Here is a 19,498-nt window from a genome sequence, read left to right as displayed (position 1 = left end):
TCCTGCATTCTGTAGCGGCATATAGGGGCTTTTTAATGCAAGTGTATTTGGTAGGTGGTGCTGTTCGTGACCAGCTTTTGGGCCGGACAGTGGTTGAGCGTGATTATGTTGTGGTGGGTGCCACCCCCGAGCAAATGCTGGCTGCAGGCTACAAGCCGGTTGGCAGTGACTTTCCGGTATTTTTGCATCCGCAAAGCAAGGAAGAATATGCCCTGGCCCGAACCGAACGCAAGTCCGGTGTGGGTTATGGGGGTTTTACTTTTTACACCTCCCCTGACCTGCCGCTAGAAGAAGACCTGATTCGCCGTGACCTGACTATCAATGCCATGGCACTGGCTGAAGATGGCAGCATTATTGATCCTTATGGCGGCCAGCAGGATTTGCACAACCGCCTTTTACGTCATGTTTCACCTGCCTTTATTGAAGACCCGCTACGGGTGTTACGGGTTGCGCGCTTTGCGGCCCGTTATGCGCCACTGGGCTTTAGTGTCGCGCCGGAAACGCTGGCGTTGATGCAGGAACTGGTCAATCAGGGCGAAATTAATCACCTGACACCGGAACGGATCTGGAAAGAAACCCAGCGTGCGCTACTCGAAGACCGTGCAGATGTGTATTTTGAAGTGTTGCGTCAATGTGGCGCGCTACAGATCATCATGCCAGAGGTCGATGCCCTGTTTGGCGTACCCCAGCGACCAGAATATCACCCGGAAGTGGATACGGGCATTCATACCCTGATGACCCTGCAACGTGCCTGTGAAGCACACTATAGCGACCGGGTACGCTTTGCTACTGTCATGCATGATCTGGGTAAGGCGCTTACCCCTGCTGACCTGCTGCCACGTCATGCCGAGCATGAAGCCCGTGGTGTCGAACCGATCCGCGCACTGTGCCAACGTCTGAAAGTACCCAGCCAGTATCAGCAACTGGCGGAGCTGGTTTGCCGCGAACATTTGCTATGCCACCGGGTGATGGAATTACGTCCCGGAACTATCTGGCGACTATTGCAAAGACTGGATGTATTACGCCGTCCAGAACGGGTAGAAGAATTTATACAGGCCTGTGAATGTGACGCCCGTGGCCGGCTTGGGCTGGAAAATCGCCCCTATGAACAAGCCCATTTTATGCGTGAGGCGATTCAGCAGGTGAGGAATATCCGGGCTATTGATCTGCCGCCGCATATTCAGGGTGCAGACATTGGCGAAGCACTGATTGAGGCACGCATTGCTGCCATTACTGTACTCAAGAATAACTACACTCAACAACAACTGCCTGACTAGTTAAGTTAGTCTAATGGGTAATAGATGAGGTTTAACTTTCCGTATTTAAGGCTGGAAATTTTACTTCCATAAGTCTTCATAATCAGGTTGTAGTGTAGCAACAGGTAAAATTCAACTGATTATATTTAAACCATATATTGATGGCCTTAATATCACTGCTGCAATAATTATTTATTTTTTCAATATTTTTAGTTTTTCATATTAATATTCTTGCTCAAACAATAATCAACTTCATTTTTTTGAAAATTTACTTCATCGCAACAGATAATCCAGACAGTGAATTTATTTTCATATAACTAACCTATTGTTACTGTTGTAGAGCCGTTTTAATCGCTCCTTGTAAGGAAACACATCAGACCGGAATGTCTGGTGTCTGTTCTTTAGCTGGCTTTTAAGCATGAAAGCCAAGAGACGGAGCTTTAGATGAAATTGAATAAACTCATGATTCCCCTGTTAGGGTTATCCATTCAACATACTGCCTTTGCAGATTCTTCCTTGTTCAGTATTAAAGACGGTGATGGCTTTAAGCGCTTTGCCGTATCTGCTGGCTGGCTACATGTCATGCCTCAAGGCAAGCCCAACAATTTTACCAATAAAACCGTTATTCCTGAGGGCTATGAAGCCGGGGTTGGCCGTATTCGATTAAATGATATTACCGAAAATGCGGTTGATAAAAATGGTTTAACTGCCCTACTAGGTTTACTGGATGATACGCAGATTACGGGTGGCTATTTGCCCGATCTGGGCTTAAAAGCCAATGTTTACGGCCTGGAGCAATGGCAATCATCCAATACCGGTCTGGAAGCGCAGGATGTTGATACGCTGGGTCTGGTGTTTAATTATTACTTTACCGATCATGTGTCCGTAGAGCTGGTGGGAGGTATTCCGCCCAAAGTGGATTTAAAAGGCCTCGGTAATGTCACTGCCCCTTTGTCTACGCATACCAGCGTACTTGGCCTTGCCGATCTGGATCTGCAAAAAGACCTGCAAATTACCAATCTGGATTCTTATGACAAAGCTGCATCAGTACGTGCCTGGACGCCGGCTGCTACCCTGCAATATCACTTTGGCCAGACAGGCGTTAACAAATTCCGTCCTTATATTGGCATTGGCGCCATGTATGCGTGGTTTGATGACATCAAGCTCAACAAGGGTGTAGAAGCTGACCTGATTGCTGCGGGTCACCAGATTCAGAATGTTCTGGATGGCAAGGCGGGTGCAGCACTGGCAGGCGAAAAATCATCTATCAATCCCTATATAAAAGTTAAGGCTGATACTGGCATTGCACCATTTGCCACAGCAGGTTTTACCTATGACTTTAATGAGCGCTGGTTTAGCACTGCATCCGTATCCTATGCAGCGCTAAACAACAAGGCCAAGATTCTGGTGCTTAGTGACAAGGATCAGTCCGAGCTAATCCGCTCGGAAACCAAAGTGGACATTAATCCGGTGATTACCTATCTGGGTATTGGCTATCGTTTTTAGCCAGCTTTTTCCACCGCTGACAACCACAAAAATCCTGCCGCTTGCACTTCCTACCGATCAACTTTTCCTCCTTCGTTGATCGGTTTTTTTATTTTCAACTGTAAACCCGCATAACACTATTTTTAAGGTATGAGGCAAGGCACTTAATGCAACATTGCTTTTTTAGAACAGCCGGTTCATGCCATTGAGTGCCGCCACCCGATAGGCTTCTGCCATGGTGGGATAGTTAAAGGTGGTATTGGCAAAATAATGCAGGCTGTTGTTGGCCTGACTCAGCATGGCTGCCTGCCCAATATGGATAATTTCAGCTGCATTATTGCCAAAACAGTGAATACCCAGAATTTCCAGCGTTTCACGGTGGAAAAGAATCTTGAGCACGCCTACGGTTTCACCGGTTATTTGCGCACGTGCCAAATGCCGGAAGGAAGCCTGACCGACTTCATACGGGATTTTTTCATCGGTAAGCTGTTGCTCGGTTTTACCAATCGATGAAATTTCCGGAATGGTATAAATCCCGGTTGGCACATTCAGCACGGGCTGTACATCCTGCTCGCCCACCATATTGGCTGCTGCACAGCGTCCTTGGTCATAGGCCGCCGAAGCCAGTGAGGGCCAGCCAATCACATCGCCCGCTGCATAAATATGCGGCACATCGGTCTGATACTGGCTATTAACAGCCAACTGGCCACGACTGTTTGGTGCAAGCCCTACGTTTTCAAGGCCCAGACCATCGGTATTGCCGGAACGGCCATTACACCACAAAATCGCATCTGCCTTGATTTTCTTGCCACTTTGCAGGTGCAATACCACATAATCATCATGCGTTTCCAGATGGTCAATTTGCTCGTTATGCCGAATCAGTACACCCAGCTCACGCAGGTAATAGGACAAAGCATCGGCAATCTCATCATCCAGATAATTCAGCAATTGCGCCTGCGTATTGATCAGGTCGACCTTGTAGTCCAGCCCAATAAAAATGGATGCATATTCGGAACCAATCACCCCTGCTCCATAAATAATAATTTTATGAATTGGATAGTTCAGGGTCAGGATTTTATCGCTGTCAAACACCCGGGGATGGTTAAAATCCAGACCTTCGGGCTGATACGGACGGCTACCAGTCGCAATAACCAACTGATCAAAACTCAAGGTTTCACTGCCGCCATCCAGCATGTGCACAATGACAGTATGCTCATCCTGCAGGTATGCACGGCCATGGTGCACATCAATCTGGTTACGCTCATAAAAGCGGGTATGGGTGTCAACCTGTGCTTCAATGACCCGGTGTGCATTACGCAATACTTCCGACAATGGCACCTGCTTCCATTCCCCCACTTTCTGGAATAACGGGTCTCGCTGGTAGCGCATAATATTAAACACGGTTTGCCGCAATGCCTTGCTGGGAATTGTTCCCACATGGGCACAATTGCCGCCGACCTGATGGCGCTGATCAATGACTGCAACCTTCTTGCCGGATTTGGCCAGCTTCATGGCAGCTCCCTCACCGGCAGGGCCAGCGCCCAGCACAATGGCATCATACTGGTAAGACTGCTTTTTGGTGGTTTTTTCCCGGCGCGCCATCAACTGATCTCCTGATGAATGCTAAAATGACAACTCTTTCTGGTCACTGATTTATGCTGACTGGATTCAAGCAAATGCAGACGTTTAGGCTATGGTACGCCAATTGCATTGGCTTGCGATGCAAAATTTTGAGTTCAAGCTACTACTTTAGTCGGTTGTACGCCACTAACTCTGCAATATTTATGCAAAAATGATACAAGCGTCCTACGTCAGCCTGTGCATCACTTGTCGTGCATTCAGACCAATTGACGTATACTGTACGCCTGAATTTTTCTGACATTCTTCTGCTCAAAATGCAGGGCTCGGCTGAAAGCAGCAGCTTTATTTTGACCCTTGCAAGGAATAGGCATGACCTCATCCAATGCTCCTATCAATACGACTGGCCAGCGCGCCGTTCAGGGGGAAAAGCTCCGTGGTGCTGAAAAAGTAGCGCGCATTCCCATCAAGATTATTCCCACCGTTGACATACCACGCAAGCCTGACTGGATTCGGGTCAAGATGACCGCACCAGCCGAGGTACAGCGCATTAAAGATACTTTACGTGCGCAAAAGCTGCATACGGTGTGTGAAGAAGCGGCCTGCCCCAACCTGCCGGAATGTTTTGGCGGGGGCACAGCAACCTTTATGATTATGGGTGATATCTGTACCCGTCGATGCCCGTTTTGTGATGTGGCACATGGCCGCCCCAATCCACTGGACGCTAATGAACCGCGCCACATGGCAGAAACCATTGCTGGTCTTGGTCTTAAATATGCGGTCATTACTTCGGTAGACCGTGATGACCTGCTGGACGGCGGTGCGCAGCATTTTGTTGATTGTATTCTGGAAACCCGTAAAACAAGCCCAAATACTTTACTGGAAATTCTGGTGCCGGACTTCCGTGGCCGCATGGATGTTGCCCTGCGCATCATGAGCGAATGCCCACCAGATGTGTTTAACCACAATATTGAAACCGTGCCGCGCCTCTATCGTGCCATGCGCCCAGGTTCGGATTATCAGCATTCACTGAACCTGCTGAAAAAATTCAAGGAAGTGTGCTCAGATATTCCCACTAAGTGCGGCCTGATGGTTGGCCTTGGTGAAACCGAAGAAGAAGTCATTGAACTGCTCAACGACCTGCGCGCACATGATGTGGATTACATTACCATTGGTCAGTATTTACAGCCATCCAGAAATCATGCGCCTGTAGACCGCTTTGTCACCCCAGAAGAGTTTGAGCGCTATGCCGAACATGGGCGCAACCTGGGCTTTCGCAATATCTGGTCTGCGCCAATGGTTCGTTCCAGTTATTTTGCAGATCGCCAATATTATGGTGAACCCTGCCCGCCAGTGCGCCGTGGTGTTAAGGCGGTTGAAGCCTGATATTTAGTGCTGGCTCTGTTTTTCCATTATTTTTCAGGATTTGATTTATGCTATCGACTGCTTTAAAAAATAGCTTGTTTAAAACTGGCCTGCTGAGTCTGGTATTTAGCATTGCAGCCCCTGCCACAGCTTTTGCAGCCGATAATCCGCTTAGTGTGCATGTGCTTAACCTGCAAACTGGCTTGCCTTCTGAGAATGTAGCCGTCATCCTGGAGCAGCAAAACAAGGATGGCTGGAAAAAACTCAACGAAGGAATAACCAACCAGCAGGGCCGTATTACAGCGCTTTACCCTGCAGATCAAAAACTGGCCAAAGGCATTTACCGGGTCACCTTTAAGACTGGCGACTGGTTTAAGGCACATCAGCAGCCGTCATTCTTTCCTGAAGTGCCAGTGATTTTTGAAGTGGATGGCAGTGTACTGCATTATCATATTCCACTGTTGCTCAGTCCTTATGGCTATTCAACTTATCGCGGCAACTAGTTACGATAATGAGGGCTTTCCCAACTTCTTGCTTCTGCTTGCTTCCATTTAGTGCTTAAAATTATTCTGAAAAAAGAGATGTAGCAGGTTGCTTTTTAGGAACCTGTTTTTTTGCCATAAAATTAAACTGGTCACTCAGGATTAACCCACCCTTAATGACTTAGTTTTTCCTGAGTTCTGCATTTCATGTATAATCAGCCCCAATTTTAAATCACAACATGGATTTTTAAATGAGCCAACTTGCCCAGCTTATTGAACAAGCCTTTGAAGACCGCATGCAGTTTTCACCCACCAATGCCCCAAGCGATGTGCGTCAGGCTGTAGAAGAAGCACTGGCTGGCCTTGATAACGGCAGCCTGCGCGTTGCGGAAAAAATCAATGGTGAATGGCAGGTCAATCAGTGGCTTAAAAAAGCCGTGTTGCTGTCTTTCCGCCTGAATGACAACGTGCCGGTTGATGGCGGTGAAGGCTTGCAGTATTTTGATAAAGTGCCGACCAAGTTTGCCGGCTGGACTGAACAGCAGTTCAAGGATTCTGGCATTCGGGTTGTACCACCTGCCACTGCCCGTAAAGGCAGCTTTATTGCGCGTAATGTCGTGCTGATGCCGTCTTATGTGAACATTGGCGCTTATGTTGATGAAGGCTCCATGGTAGACACCTGGGCGACTGTAGGTAGCTGTGCACAGATTGGTAAGAACGTACATTTGTCTGGTGGTGTTGGTATTGGTGGCGTGCTGGAACCGCTTCAGGCCAACCCAACCATTATTGAAGACAACTGCTTTATTGGTGCGCGCTCTGAGATTGTGGAAGGTGTGATTGTCGGTGAAGGCTCGGTAATTTCAATGGGTGTTTATATCGGTCAATCCACCAAAATCTTAAACCGTGCGACTGGTGAAGTGACCTATGGCCGTATTCCGCCATACTCAGTCGTAGTTTCAGGCAATATGCCGTCTGCTGATGGAACACACAGCTTATATTGCGCAGTGATTGTTAAAACTGTTGATGAAAAAACCCGTTCCAAAACTGGTCTGAATGAATTACTGCGCATTGATTAATTAAAGTAGGGATTAATTAATCCACGTTTATTCATGGTTTATGCGCCTTGTTTTGCTAAAGTTATAATATGGCAGACAAGGCGTCATTTTTTGCTAAATAGTTTTATGCGGTTTGCTAAAAGTTTTGGTTTATAGTTTGATATCGTTTTCTGCGGTATTTTCATCCATTTTCAGGTCTTGACACCCCATATGCGTTCTGCACAAATTCCTGTTACTGATCCGGCTGCCGGCCTGCGCCTGACCGAAATCTTTTATTCGCTGCAAGGTGAAGCCAACGAATCAGGCTGGCCATGTGTGTTTGTACGGCTTACTGGCTGCCCGCTGCGCTGTACCTATTGTGATACCACTTATTCCTTTGAAGGGGGTGAACGGGTGTCGCTGCAAGCCATTATGGATCAGGTCAACGAATTTGGTGTCAGGCACGTATGCGTAACTGGTGGCGAGCCGCTGGCCCAGCCGAATTGTATTCCCCTACTTAAGCAGTTATGCGATGCAGGCTTGCATGTGTCGCTGGAAACCAGTGGCGCGCTGTCAGTTCAGGCGGTTGATTCACGGGTTTCCAAGGTGATGGATCTCAAAACCCCATCCTCGGGCGAACAGCACCGCAACCTGATGGATAACCTGAATTTTTTAACCCCGCACGACCAGATCAAGTTTGTCATTTGCAACCGCGAAGACTACGACTGGGCCAAACAGCAATTGCAGCAGTATCAACTGGATAAGCTGGTGAGTACGGTATGGTTTTCACCTGCTTTTGCCATTGATAAGACCAAAGCCACACTACCTGCCTTTGCCTGGCAACTGGCAGACTGGATTGTGGCAGACCGTTTGCCCGTGCGTTTTCAATTACAGCTTCACAAGCTGTTATGGAATGATGAAAAAGGCCGTTAAGCCACTCACCCAGCTCATAACGGCTAAGGTAATATTATGACTCAGTCTTCTTCTGATAATTCAACCTCCCCTATTTCTCAAACTACTGCGCAAAAGCCGCGGGCGATTGTGCTGCTATCTGGCGGACTGGATTCAACCACCTGTCTGGCCTGGGCACAGGCACGCTATGAATGCTTTGCCTTGAGTTTTTCCTATGGCCAGCGTCACTCCAGCGAACTGGATGCAGCGCGGGCACTGGCCAAGCGTGCCGGTGTGGAACATCGCATTATTGATATTGACCTGCGCCAGCTGGGCGGTTCTGCCTTAACTGATGATTCTATTGCCGTGCCGCAGGACTGTGAAATTGAAAGCCAGTCAGAAAACTACCGGCAAAATCAGCCTGGTGCTATTCCGGTAACGTATGTGCCTGCACGCAATACTATTTTTATGTCTTATGCACTGGCCGCAGCCGAAGTAAAAAATGCTTCAGCCATTGTGATTGGCGTGAATGCGGTTGATTATTCCGGCTACCCGGATTGCCGCCCGGAATATATTGATGCCTTTGCAAAAATGGCAGCGCTGGCCACCAAGGCAGGCGTCGAAGGTAACCCAATTACAATAGAAACTCCATTATTACATTTAACAAAAGCAGCTATTATACAGCTGGGTCTGGAACACGGGGTAGACTACGCGCAAACCATTTCCTGCTATCAGGCGGATGACAACGGTTATGCCTGTGGTCGTTGTGACAGTTGCCGCTTACGTCGTCAGGGTTTTATTGATGCAGGCGTTGAAGATCCTACCTTATATCAAGCAGTTATCAACTAAGATTTAGGCAATTAACATCAAGGATTACTATGATCAAATTTTCTGCTGTGCGTTTAGCATTCATTGCCGCTGTTATGGCATCTTCCAGCATGAGTTTTGCTGCACCAACGGATATCAAGTCTGCCATGATTGAGCGCTGTGCTGATGAAGCAGTACAGTTGAAAATGACTGACTCTGCCAGTGCCAAAAAGGTGTGTAGCTGTACCATCAATGTTCAGGCCAGCCAGCTTAAATTAGGCGAGTTCTGGGATATTCAAAGTGCTGCCATGAAAGGCCAGAATCCCAATAATCTGCCTGCATTAAAACGCATTAAGGGTGATCTGGATAAATGCCGCGCTGGTGTCAAAATGAGCGAGCCTCAATTCCCTGCTGCCAGCAAAAAATAATTCGCCTTTTCCAGGCTCAAAGTTATATTTTTTAAAGCCCGTTAAAATGAACGGGCTTTATTATTTTAAGTGTTAGTGTTTTATACTCGCTATTATTTATCTGGTTTCCTTTAAAAAAGCTTATGTCAACTTCTATTCCTGTCAGTACGCCTGACGAAAAAAACTCATCCGAACAACCATCTAAACTGCCTAATTTAATGGTCGATAGCACGCAAGGCAGTTTTAACCTGCAAACACTTCAGGGCCATTACACATTACTGTATTTTTATCCGAAAGATTTAACCGCAGGCTGCACCACACAGGCACAGGATTTTCGTGACTTGTTGCCTGAATTTGAAAAACTGGGCGTCAAAATTTATGGGGTGTCACGCGATAGCCTGAAATCACATGATAAATTCACCTTAAAGGAAAGCATTCCATTTGCATTAATTAGTGATCCCGATGAAATCCTGTGCCGCCATTTTGACGTGATTAAAACCAAAAATATGTATGGCAAGCAGGTTCAGGGCATTGAGCGCAGCAGTTTTCTGTTTGACCAGCAAGGCCAACTGCTTCAAAGCTGGCGTAAGGTAAAAGCAGCAGGCCACGCTGCACTGGTCTTAAATTTTATTCAGCAACACATCTGATTCAATAATTATTTTTATTGTTTAAGCGATTTAGCTTTCATAAAAAAAGCAGAGCACGCCGGGTATCGTCTCTGCTTTTTTAACAACAAATTTTTAAAAACACTGAAGACTTAAAGCGGATTTAACCTCATTAAAAGACTAACTTTCTGCGCTCAGCTTGGCCTGAATATTGAGGTCAACCTGATCAGACGCCAGTTTTGAATAACCATTCATGCCCCACTGACTGCGCTTGATACTGGTATTGGCAGTAAAGTGCAATTGCTGGTCATTACTACGGGCTGGATCAATTTGCATATTCCAGCTTACCGGTTTGGTTACGCCATGCATGGTGAGCAAGCCATCAACTTTTACTGCATTGCTGGATTTTGGGGTAACCTGGGTACTGCGGAAAGTCAGCGTTGGATAATCATCCACATCAAAGACTTTATCACCCTTATAAATGGCTGTTTTAGCACCAGCATTGATACTGTTGCTATCAATCACAAAATTGATTTTCAGGTCTTTTAGACTGTCCGGATTATAGTTGGCCGTGCCCTCAAACTTGCTAAAGCTTCCGCTGGCACCGCCTACACCTTTTACCTGAAACGCCACACTGGTCTGGGCTGGGTCAACTCTTAAAGTGGCAGCCTGTGCAGTGGTTGCTGTCAGGCTAATCAGCAATGGCAGGGTTACAGCAAAACAGGGAATTTTCATTTTCTGCGCAATCATATATTCACCAATATAGCTGTTAAGTACAGTTATACCTTAAGCGATTGCTGCGCCTGTTGCTGTAACGCTCGATAGCTTGATGTTTGCTGGAAATTCATTAAGTAGCTTAATGTGGAGGCTGGCACCTGAGTTAACGTGGGTAAATGGCCTAACAAATATTGCTCACGAATCGGGGTTGCGGACAAGTGAAAATAATTGTCCAGCTCAACTAATGACCACTCGGGAAATAGAGCTAAATAATACGAACTTTGATCCTTGAAATGACCAATTAACCCTATTTTATTTTGAATGTCTGAATTATCAGACTGGCTGCATTGCTGAACAATCTCCTGTACTGCCTGCTTCACCATGGCTGTCCATTTTTTATCATTAAAAACATCGACTAAGCCGGCAAAATGAAGCTGGCTTTGTTGCTCTGGCGCAAAAGCAGCCCGGATCATTTCTTCACGCTCATTTGCTGTAAAAATATTCTTGAGCGTACGGGATGAGCATAGCTCTACCCTTGTGTCAGAGCGAAATGATGTGTCACTGAATCCTTCCTCAGGTTGTGCCGAACCCAACAGAATAATCACCGATTTGCTGTGCTTAAATGCTTCCTGAATTACGGCCTGATGAGCCAGATGAAATGGCTGAAAACGACCAATAAAAATCAAAAAATCAAACACATGCAGCCCCTAAAAAATAATGAAGGCACCTTAGCCCTATTAACAGGACTGTGCTTACAGGCGGACATATTATTTTAAATGAATTTAACGTCTTTACTGTCAAAAAATTATTTTTTCTTAATAATATGAAGGCCTGCCCTATTCTAGTACAGGCATTATGGTGATGAATCCACTATACAAATAATGTTTTACAGCCTCTACCACGAAATGAGCTGGATCACATCAAAGGCAGGGTGCTCGTAAGGATGAGATTCTTTCATGACTTTTAAAACCTTGGCCAGCTTGTCACGTGGCAAAACCACCTCGACGCGCCATTCAGGCACCAGCTCAATCTTGCCTACTTCACCAATATGCGGATTAGCCCCTTTCAACGGGCGAAACTGCCCCTGCCCCAAGACCTGCCAGGCGCAACATTCATAGTCCCCGACTTTGCCAGCCCCTGCCGCAAATATGGCTTCTTTCACCTCATTGACATGGGTGTCCGGAACAAAAAAAACCAGTTTGTACATCCATCATTCCTTAACTTTTAATGTGCAAAGTTGTGGCTAATTTGTGCAAATGACGCTGCAATACAATGTACAGATAATCATCATGCGACTTTGCATTGACTAATATGCCTTATTGTTTTGGCACAAATACCAATTATTATGTGCTTTAAAGATAACGTTAAAATATAAGCACGTCTATTTATTTTCACCTGAATAAGGCCAAAATTTGTATAAAAAAGCCGCATCATCAGATACGGCTTTTTATACAACGCCTATTTTACAGCTAAACTTTATTCAACCAGTTTACCCAGCCATTATCCCACAAAGCGACGTGCATTGCGGAATAAGCGCATCCACGCCCCATCATCCTGCCAGTCTTCCGGCTTCCATGAGTGCTGCACGGCACGGAATGTACGCTCCGGGTGCGGCATTAAAATGGTCGCACGGCCATCCAGACTGGTTACTCCGGTAATACCATCCGGTGAGCCATTTGGATTGAGTGGATAATGCTGGGTTGGATTGCCCTGACTGTCCACATAGCGTAAGGTAATTTGTTGCTGTGCTGCCAGACTTGCCAAGGCATCATCACTGGCAACCACACGGCCTTCACCATGTGCTACAGCAATCGGTAAAATCGAACCAGCCATGTCTTCCAGCAGCACTGAACGGGATTTTTCAACACGCACATTTACGGTACGTGCTTCAAAGCGCTCACTGGTGTTCTGGTAGAAACGTGGCCATTCGCTAGCGCCGGGAATCAGGTCCTTGAGCTGTGCCATCATCTGGCAACCATTACAGATGCCGAGGCTAAAGGTTTCCTCACGCTGGAAGAAACGGGCAAACTGGTCGCGCAAGCGAGTATTGAACATGATGGATTTGGCCCAGCCACCGCCAGCGCCTAACACGTCACCGTAACTAAAGCCACCACAGGCCACTAAACCTTCAAAATCATTCAGATCAATATGGCCTGCCAGCAAATCGCTCATGTGAACGTCAACACTACAAAAACCCGCTTTCTCAAACGCTGCGGCCATTTCCAACTGGCCATTAACACCCTGCTCACGCAGAATGGCCATTTTTGGCTTACGCACATTGATAAACGGCGCTTCAATCGGCTCATTCAGGTCAAAGGTTGGCTTGGCAATCAGGCCCTGGAAGTCCGGGTTGTCAATCAGGCTAAACTCCTGATCTGCACCTTCGCTATTATCCCGCAAACGCTGGATTTGATAGCTTACTTCAGCCCAGGCCTGCTGCATTTCTACACGGGACAAAGTCAGGCCAGCCACAGTTAACTGGTCGCTAGAATTGACGGTACCAATTTGTACAATGGCATCCTGTAACAGATGGCCTTGTAACTCTTGCTGGAGCTGTGCCCAGTTGCCAGCAGTAATCTGCACAACCGCACCAATTTCTTCGGCAAACAGTTCAGCCAGTACATCATTGCCCTTTAGTTGCAAGTCAGCGCCAAGACGTGAAGCAAACATCATTTCACTGACAGAAGCCAGCAAACCACCATCGCCAATATCATGGTAGGCCAAGAGCAAACCACGCTGGTTCCAGTCCTGAATTAAGGCAAAGAAGGCCTTGAGGTCATCGGTTGAATCAAGGTCAGCCGTGGTTTCACCCAGTGCCTGATATACCTGTGCTAAAATGGAAGCACCCAGACGGAACTTGCCACGCGACAGATCCAGACGTACCAGCACTGTGTCTTCAACCCGCTTGAGTTCTGGGGTCAGGGTCTTACGTACGTCCTGCACCGGTGCAAAGGCAGAAATAATGGCAGACATTGGCGAAGTAACGGCCTTTTCTTCACCCGTTTCTGCATCCTGCCAGGTAGTACGCATGGACAATGAGTCCTTGCCCACCGGAATAGCAATATCCAGTGCCGGGCAAATTTCCATACCGACAGTTTTTACCGCTTCAAACAGCGCCTGATCTTCACCCATCTGGCCAGCCGCAGCCATCCAGTTGGCAGACAGTTTAATGTCACTGAGCTGCTTGATCCGGCTGGCACTAATATTGGTAATTGCTTCTGCCACAGCCAGACGCGCTGAAGCTGCCGGATTAAGCAAGGCAACCGGTGGACGCTCACCCATACTCATGGCTTCGCCAGTATAGGTTTGATAGCCAGTGGTAGTAACCGCACAATCGGCCACAGGAACCTGCCAGGGGCCAACCATCTGGTCACGCGCCACCATACCGGTAATTGAGCGGTCACCAATGGTAATCAGGAAAGACTTGCTGGCTACCGATGGATGACGCAACACACGGAATATTGCATCTTTTAAGTCAATTGTGCTGGTATCAAAAGCACTGCCCTGACGGGTCATAGTGTCATAACTGCGCTGCATGCGTGGTGTGCCACCCAGCATCACCTGCATGGGAATATCAACCGCCTTATTGTCAAACAGCGGATCTTCTACCGTTAAATGACGGGCTTCGGTAGCTTCACCCAGTACCGCAAATGGACAGCGTTCACGTGCACACAGTGATTCAAACAGTTCGAGCGAATCAGGGCGAATGGCCAGCACATAACGTTCCTGTGCTTCGTTTGACCAGATTTCCATCGGCGACATGCCGGTTTCCAGTGATGGAATCTTGCGCAGGTTGAGTGTTGCGCCCAGCTTATGGTCATTCACCAGCTCAGGCATGGCATTGGACAGGCCACCCGCGCCCACATCATGTACCGATACAATCGGGTTGGCATCTTCCATTCCCCAGCATGCATCAATCACTTCCTGACAACGGCGTTCCATTTCCGGGTTGTCACGCTGTACAGAGGCAAAATCCAGTTGTTCACCCATGGTGCCACTGTCCACACTGGACGCTGCACCGCCACCCAAGCCAATTAGCAAGGCAGGGCCACCCAGTACAATCAGCAAATCACCGGGTTCAATCGGGTTCTTTTCCACATGCTCAGGGCGAATGTTGCCATAACCGCCAGCAATCATGATGGGTTTATGGAAACCTTTCACCTCAACGCCTTTGAGCGTTGGAATCGCCTGCTCAAAGGTACGGAAATAACCACACAGGTTTGGGCGGCCAAATTCATTGTTAAATGCGGCAGCACCCAGCGGGCCTTCAATCATGATTTGCAAGGCAGAAGCCATACGTGACGGCTTGCCATAGGGAACTTCCCACGGCTGTTCAAAGCCGGGAATATTCAGGTTGGATACAGTAAACCCAGCCAGACCGGCTTTGGGTTTGCCACCACGGCCTGTTGCCCCTTCATCACGAATTTCACCACCGGAACCCGTGGCTGCACCGGCAAATGGCGCAATGGCTGTCGGGTGGTTATGGGTTTCCACCTTCATCAGAATATGTACAGCCTGATTGCGGTAGCTGTACTCATGCTGTCCATTTTCAGGCTGATACTGCTGGTAAAAACGCGCGGCATCGAAACCCACAATCACCGAGGCATTGTCTTTATAGGCAGACAACACATCATTAGGCGATTGCTTATAGGTATTTTTAATCATCTGGAACAGGGACAATGGCTGCTTTTCACCATTGATGGTCCATTCCGCATTAAAGATTTTATGGCGGCAATGCTCAGAGTTGGCCTGCGCAAACATCATCAGCTCAATGTCGTGCGGATTACGGCCAAGCTGGGTAAAGGCGTCAGTCAGGTATTCAATTTCCTGCATCGATAAGGCAAAGCCAAATTCCTGATTGGCCTTAACCAGTGCATCCTTACCATGACCCAGAATATCTACTGATTGCAAGGGTTTGGGCGCAGTTTCACTAAACAGCGCGGCACCGGATTCAATCGTGGCAAAAATGGTTTCGGTCATGCGGTCATGCAGTAGCGCAGACACATCGGCATTGAGCTGGTTCAAGCCGCGCAGGGTATATAAAATCCCACGCTCCAGCCGATGAACCGGGGCATTACAGTTTTTGAAAATATCAGTGGCCTTGGATGACCAGGGCGAAATTGTGCCAATCCGGGTGGTGACCAGCACCTGCACATCGCCAGATTCAGCGATAGTCAGGGCATATTTCTGACCATCGTTAAGCAATTGATCAGCAACTGTTTGCTGATGCTCGCTCAACTCCTGATCGAAGAGATAAACAAATTGGCTTTCTATCGTTGTAACAGTGTTTGCAACTGAGCTAAGCGCAGAAATACGGGATAAAAGCTGACGCTGCTTGAAGGCAGAAAGTGCTGACGCACCGGCCACAATAAACATGCTGAAACTGGCTCCATGGGCTTGTTACAACTAACAAAACCACAATGTTTGAAAGAAGCGCTATATGATACGCGCAAATGATCAAATCAGCTAGGCTTTCATGTATTGCGGTCACATTTTAAACATTTTATTTTACTTCTTTTAGAGGTTGCCTTTTCCCTTTTTCCATACAAAAAAGAGAACCGAAGTTCCCTTTTTCATGGACTTTTGTGTTTATGGAATTTCAGGAGATGGATACTGAGTGATTCATCGCATCCCAAAATCTTCAGTTCAATTAACGCGCATCAACATGCCCATTTCCAGCAACGCCTGCCTTGCCCACACCTGTATCAACATTCGTCTGGTGATTAACATCTACAGTTGCCGCAGGGGTATGAACCTGTTGCTTGGTTTTGGTTACACCTGCATTGACTTTCTGGCTGGTTTTACTAGCCAGTTTCTTGCTGCCATTTACGGTTTTGTCATAGGCTTTTTTGCTGGTGGATTTTGTGGTATTCACTATATTTGCACTGGTGTTGCCTGCTTTATCGGCTACTGTTTCACCCGCCTGTCTGGTCTTATCCCAGCCTGATTTTACGTTATCAGTGGTGGCATGCGCTGCTTTACTGGTATCCGATTTCACATTGCTGGCTACACTGCTACTCACTTCTTTGGTTTTATCCCATGCTGCCTCGGTTTTGTCACCCACATAACTGGTGGCAGATTTGGTTTCATTCACCACAACGCCACCTGCTTTTTCAAGGCCATTTACGGCACTGTTACCCAGACTTTTAATTCCAGTCAGTACACCACTCCCATTTGCTTCTGTATTGGCATTAGCATTGACAGAAACTCCAGCATTGGTATTTCCCACTTTAACAGTGGCATTGTTCTGGCTGTCAAGGCTGGCAGCAAATGCTGAACTGGTAAGGGCTAAAGACAGGGTTGAAACGGCAAATAATGTTTTTGTACGGAACAGCATAGTTTGACTCCACTTTTTTAACTTGATCAATGCATTGAGATAGATGCAAATACCTTATCTCGATTTACTGATCGCTTTGTGAAACCAGCATGCCCTATTGCATGGCCGCATACCGTAATGAAATACATTGGTTTGTCATCAAATTCTTATCGATAGCGCTAAAAACTGGAAAAATGGGTAGGCAGGCCGTTTTTTAGAAATGTTTATCAGTAGAATAATATTGTTTTGTTAACAGAGCCTATGGTTAGCATCCTGCTGTCTATAAAAACTCTAGCTTAAGTACGTCATATTTTGACGCCCCATCTTATATAGGCCTCGCTTAAACCGATAATCTTTGGCATGATCGGTTATAATTAATAACCTGAATAATACTCTAGATTCTATGCAAGCAATGCGTTGGGCACAGCTACTTTCTCCCATTCGGCTGGGCAGTAAAAAAAGTCACTCACAGCATGGCAGCAGTGAACAGGGACGTACAGCTTTTCACAAAGACTATGACCGGATTATTTTTTCCAGCAGTTTTCGGCAATTAAACCGCAAGACGCAGGTGCATCCACTCACCCAGAATGATGGGATTCATACCCGGCTCACCCACTCGCTGGAAGTGTCTTGCATTGGCCGCTCGCTGGGCATGCTGGCTGCTGAAAAAATCAGGGATGAATTGCCAGCGTGGATTGATCCAGCAGATGTGGGTGCCATTATTCAGGCAGCGTGCCTTGCGCATGATATTGGCAATCCACCGTTTGGCCATGCGGGTGAATATGCCATTCGCGACTGGTTTGAGCACCCGAAGCATCAGCATTTACTAATTTCACTGACCCCGGAACAGCGCGCCGATGTGTGCCAGTTTGAAGGCAATGCCCAGGGTTTACGGGTATTAAGCCGTCTGGAATATCACCCGGATGACGGTGGTATGCGCCTGACCTATGCCACGCTGGGTGCGTATTTAAAATATCCGTGGCTGGCCAAACCACTTGATCCGGCCAGTTTGCATCCTTCCCACAAGCGTGCCAAGTTTGGCTGTTATCAGAGTGAAAAAGGCATTTTGCTGGAAATTGCCGAGCATCTGGGCCTGATCCAAACCGGTGATTATCAGTTTTGCCGACATCCACTCACCTATTTGCTGGAAGCTGCCGATGATATTTGCTATGCGCTGATTGATCTGGAAGATGGCCTGCAACTGGGGATGCTGCATTACCATGAAGTGGAACCGCTGTTTTTAACCCTGATTGCCGATTACGGCGCACCGGATGAAATTAGCCGTAATGTCCCCATTCCACAAAAATTGGCGGCGCTACGTGGGCGTGCCATGAAACGGCTGGTGGATGAAGTCACGGATGCGTTTAAGCGCCAGCATGAACAAATTCTGGCTGGTCAGCTAAAAGGCAGCTTGCTCGATCATTGTCCACCGGATTTGTGTCATGGCGTGGAAGCCGCCAAAAATCTGGCACGGACACGGATTTTTACCCATCCACAAAAGGCACGGCTGGAGCTGGTGGCCAATTCCAGTTTGCATGTGCTGCTGGATGCCTTTATGCCGCTGGCGGTTAAGCAGCATCATTTAAGTTTTCGCGAGCAACGCCTGATGCATATTTTGCATGCGCATGGTGCGGTATTGAAAGAAGAACCCAGTTTTCATTATCACAACATTATGCAGATTCTGGATATGCTGAGCAGCCTTTCAGACCATCAGGCCTATGCATTGTCACAGGAATTGCAAGGCAATCGGGTTACCCTGTTGTAGTCGCTCTGCTTTAGCAAGCTGGCTTTAACGCGCTTAGTCCAATAAACCATTTTGTTGATCACATTCATTTTTAGTTTTGAGTATTTGTATGATTGGTTCTCTGACTGGTGTCGTACGCGCACTGGAAGCGCCGGTGGTTTTACTGGAAGTCAACGGTGTGGGTTATGAAATTGATACGCCACTGTCCACTTTCTGCCAGCTCAAGCCTGGACAAAACGTGACTTTATGGACGCATCTGGTGGTGCGTGAAGATGCACATTTGCTGTACGGTTTTTCGGATACAACGGACAAGGCACTGTTTCGTACCTTAATTAAGGTGAATGGCGTTGGCCCAAAACTGGCTTTAAGTATTTTATCCAGCATGAGCAGCGCCATGATGATTCAGGCCATTGATATGCAGGACGTCACTACCCTGACCCGCATTCCTGGCGTAGGCAAAAAAACTGCCGAGCGTCTGGTGATTGAGTTGCGTGACCGCCTGCAAAGCCTGAGCACTAGTGGTAGCAGCGATGGCAGCAGTCTGGGTACTCATCAGTTTGGTATTACCAGTATTTCACCCGTAGCCGAAGCCGAAGCCGCACTGGTGTCTTTAGGCTATAAACCGCTTGAAGCGCAAAAAGCCATCGGGGCAGTAAAAAGCGAATTTACCGAAACGGCTGACCTGATTCGCGCTGCGCTAAAGTCGATGATGAAACAGTAATTTACTCAGTAAGCCTGCCTGTCCGATTCAACCCTGCAAAGCTGATTTTTATTGACAGCATAGTGCAAGCAGCCTGAGTAAAATTTAAGC

General features: G+C 47.3%; 17 protein-coding genes. 11 read left to right on the top strand and 6 right to left on the bottom strand.

Going from position 1 to position 19,498, the window contains the following annotated elements; genetic code table 11:
* Positions 1 to 35: 35 nt before the first annotated feature.
* The gene (locus Q337_RS0100895; RefSeq protein WP_026469975.1) at positions 36 to 1,277 is read left to right on the top strand and encodes a multifunctional CCA addition/repair protein; all 1,242 of its coding nucleotides are present in this window, start codon (positions 36 to 38) and stop codon (positions 1,275 to 1,277) included.
* 423 nt (positions 1,278 to 1,700) lie between these two features.
* Complete coding sequence (locus Q337_RS0100890) at positions 1,701 to 2,762, top strand: OmpW/AlkL family protein (RefSeq protein WP_026469974.1); 1,062 nt, start codon at positions 1,701 to 1,703, stop codon at positions 2,760 to 2,762.
* Between the two features lie 162 nt (positions 2,763 to 2,924).
* Here Q337_RS0100890 and sthA read toward each other — a convergent pair whose 3' ends face one another.
* Positions 2,925 to 4,343: a Si-specific NAD(P)(+) transhydrogenase gene (gene sthA, locus Q337_RS0100885; RefSeq protein WP_026469973.1), complete on the bottom strand. Its 1,419-nt coding sequence runs from the start codon at positions 4,341 to 4,343 to the stop codon at positions 2,925 to 2,927.
* A 348-nt stretch (positions 4,344 to 4,691) separates the two neighbouring features.
* Here sthA and lipA point away from each other — a divergent pair, with 348 nt between their 5' ends.
* The 7 genes from lipA to Q337_RS0100845 all read left to right on the top strand — a co-directional run bounded on the left by lipA (position 4,692) and on the right by Q337_RS0100845 (position 9,952).
* Positions 4,692 to 5,705 carry a lipoyl synthase gene (gene lipA, locus Q337_RS0100875; protein ID WP_051526465.1) on the top strand — a complete coding sequence of 338 codons (1,014 nt, stop codon included), beginning with the start codon at positions 4,692 to 4,694 and terminating at the stop codon, positions 5,703 to 5,705.
* Between the two features lie 47 nt (positions 5,706 to 5,752).
* Positions 5,753 to 6,187 (top strand): hydroxyisourate hydrolase, encoded by a 435-nt coding sequence (uraH, locus tag Q337_RS0100870; RefSeq protein WP_084494663.1) that lies wholly within the window; start codon positions 5,753 to 5,755, stop codon positions 6,185 to 6,187.
* A 230-nt stretch (positions 6,188 to 6,417) separates the two neighbouring features.
* The gene (gene dapD, locus Q337_RS0100865) at positions 6,418 to 7,242 is read left to right on the top strand and encodes a 2,3,4,5-tetrahydropyridine-2,6-dicarboxylate N-succinyltransferase (RefSeq protein WP_026469970.1); all 825 of its coding nucleotides are present in this window, start codon (positions 6,418 to 6,420) and stop codon (positions 7,240 to 7,242) included.
* A gap of 189 nt (positions 7,243 to 7,431) precedes the next feature.
* A complete protein-coding gene (gene queE, locus Q337_RS0100860; protein ID WP_034279140.1) occupies positions 7,432 to 8,133 on the top strand; it encodes a 7-carboxy-7-deazaguanine synthase QueE in 702 nt (233 codons plus the stop codon).
* Between the two features lie 36 nt (positions 8,134 to 8,169).
* A complete protein-coding gene (queC, locus tag Q337_RS0100855) occupies positions 8,170 to 8,940 on the top strand; it encodes a 7-cyano-7-deazaguanine synthase QueC (RefSeq protein ID WP_051526464.1) in 771 nt (256 codons plus the stop codon).
* 29 nt (positions 8,941 to 8,969) lie between these two features.
* Positions 8,970 to 9,326 carry a hypothetical protein gene (locus Q337_RS0100850; protein ID WP_051526463.1) on the top strand — a complete coding sequence of 119 codons (357 nt, stop codon included), beginning with the start codon at positions 8,970 to 8,972 and terminating at the stop codon, positions 9,324 to 9,326.
* Positions 9,327 to 9,448: 122 nt separating this feature from the next.
* The gene (locus Q337_RS0100845) at positions 9,449 to 9,952 is read left to right on the top strand and encodes a peroxiredoxin (protein ID WP_084494662.1); all 504 of its coding nucleotides are present in this window, start codon (positions 9,449 to 9,451) and stop codon (positions 9,950 to 9,952) included.
* A 138-nt stretch (positions 9,953 to 10,090) separates the two neighbouring features.
* On the opposite strand, the gene Q337_RS16285 is transcribed toward Q337_RS0100845, so the two are convergent.
* The 5 genes from Q337_RS16285 to Q337_RS0100820 form a co-directional block, all read right to left on the bottom strand.
* Positions 10,091 to 10,660: a YceI family protein gene (locus Q337_RS16285; RefSeq protein ID WP_051526462.1), complete on the bottom strand. Its 570-nt coding sequence runs from the start codon at positions 10,658 to 10,660 to the stop codon at positions 10,091 to 10,093.
* Positions 10,661 to 10,689: 29 nt separating this feature from the next.
* The gene (locus Q337_RS0100835; RefSeq protein WP_026469965.1) at positions 10,690 to 11,331 is read right to left on the bottom strand and encodes an adenylyltransferase/cytidyltransferase family protein; all 642 of its coding nucleotides are present in this window, start codon (positions 11,329 to 11,331) and stop codon (positions 10,690 to 10,692) included.
* A 191-nt stretch (positions 11,332 to 11,522) separates the two neighbouring features.
* The gene (locus tag Q337_RS0100830; protein ID WP_026469964.1) at positions 11,523 to 11,834 is read right to left on the bottom strand and encodes a Nif3-like dinuclear metal center hexameric protein; all 312 of its coding nucleotides are present in this window, start codon (positions 11,832 to 11,834) and stop codon (positions 11,523 to 11,525) included.
* A gap of 293 nt (positions 11,835 to 12,127) precedes the next feature.
* Positions 12,128 to 16,003, bottom strand: a complete 3,876-nt coding sequence (purL, locus tag Q337_RS0100825) for a phosphoribosylformylglycinamidine synthase (RefSeq protein WP_026469963.1) — start codon at positions 16,001 to 16,003, stop codon at positions 12,128 to 12,130.
* 274 nt (positions 16,004 to 16,277) lie between these two features.
* Positions 16,278 to 16,964, bottom strand: coding sequence for a hypothetical protein (locus Q337_RS0100820; protein WP_026469962.1), 687 nt, complete (start codon positions 16,962 to 16,964; stop codon positions 16,278 to 16,280).
* 382 nt (positions 16,965 to 17,346) lie between these two features.
* On the opposite strand from Q337_RS0100820, the gene Q337_RS0100815 reads away from it, so the two are divergent.
* Both Q337_RS0100815 and ruvA read left to right on the top strand, forming a co-directional pair.
* The gene (locus tag Q337_RS0100815) at positions 17,347 to 18,708 is read left to right on the top strand and encodes a deoxyguanosinetriphosphate triphosphohydrolase (protein WP_026469961.1); all 1,362 of its coding nucleotides are present in this window, start codon (positions 17,347 to 17,349) and stop codon (positions 18,706 to 18,708) included.
* 88 nt (positions 18,709 to 18,796) lie between these two features.
* Positions 18,797 to 19,408 carry a Holliday junction branch migration protein RuvA gene (gene ruvA / locus Q337_RS0100810; protein ID WP_026469960.1) on the top strand — a complete coding sequence of 204 codons (612 nt, stop codon included), beginning with the start codon at positions 18,797 to 18,799 and terminating at the stop codon, positions 19,406 to 19,408.
* The last annotated feature ends 90 nt before the right edge of the window (positions 19,409 to 19,498 follow it).

The sequence above is a fragment of the Alkanindiges illinoisensis DSM 15370 genome, assembly GCF_000619845.1.
Lineage (GTDB): Bacteria > Pseudomonadota > Gammaproteobacteria > Pseudomonadales > Moraxellaceae > Alkanindiges > Alkanindiges illinoisensis.
This window is presented reverse-complemented; position numbering and strand designations above follow the sequence as displayed.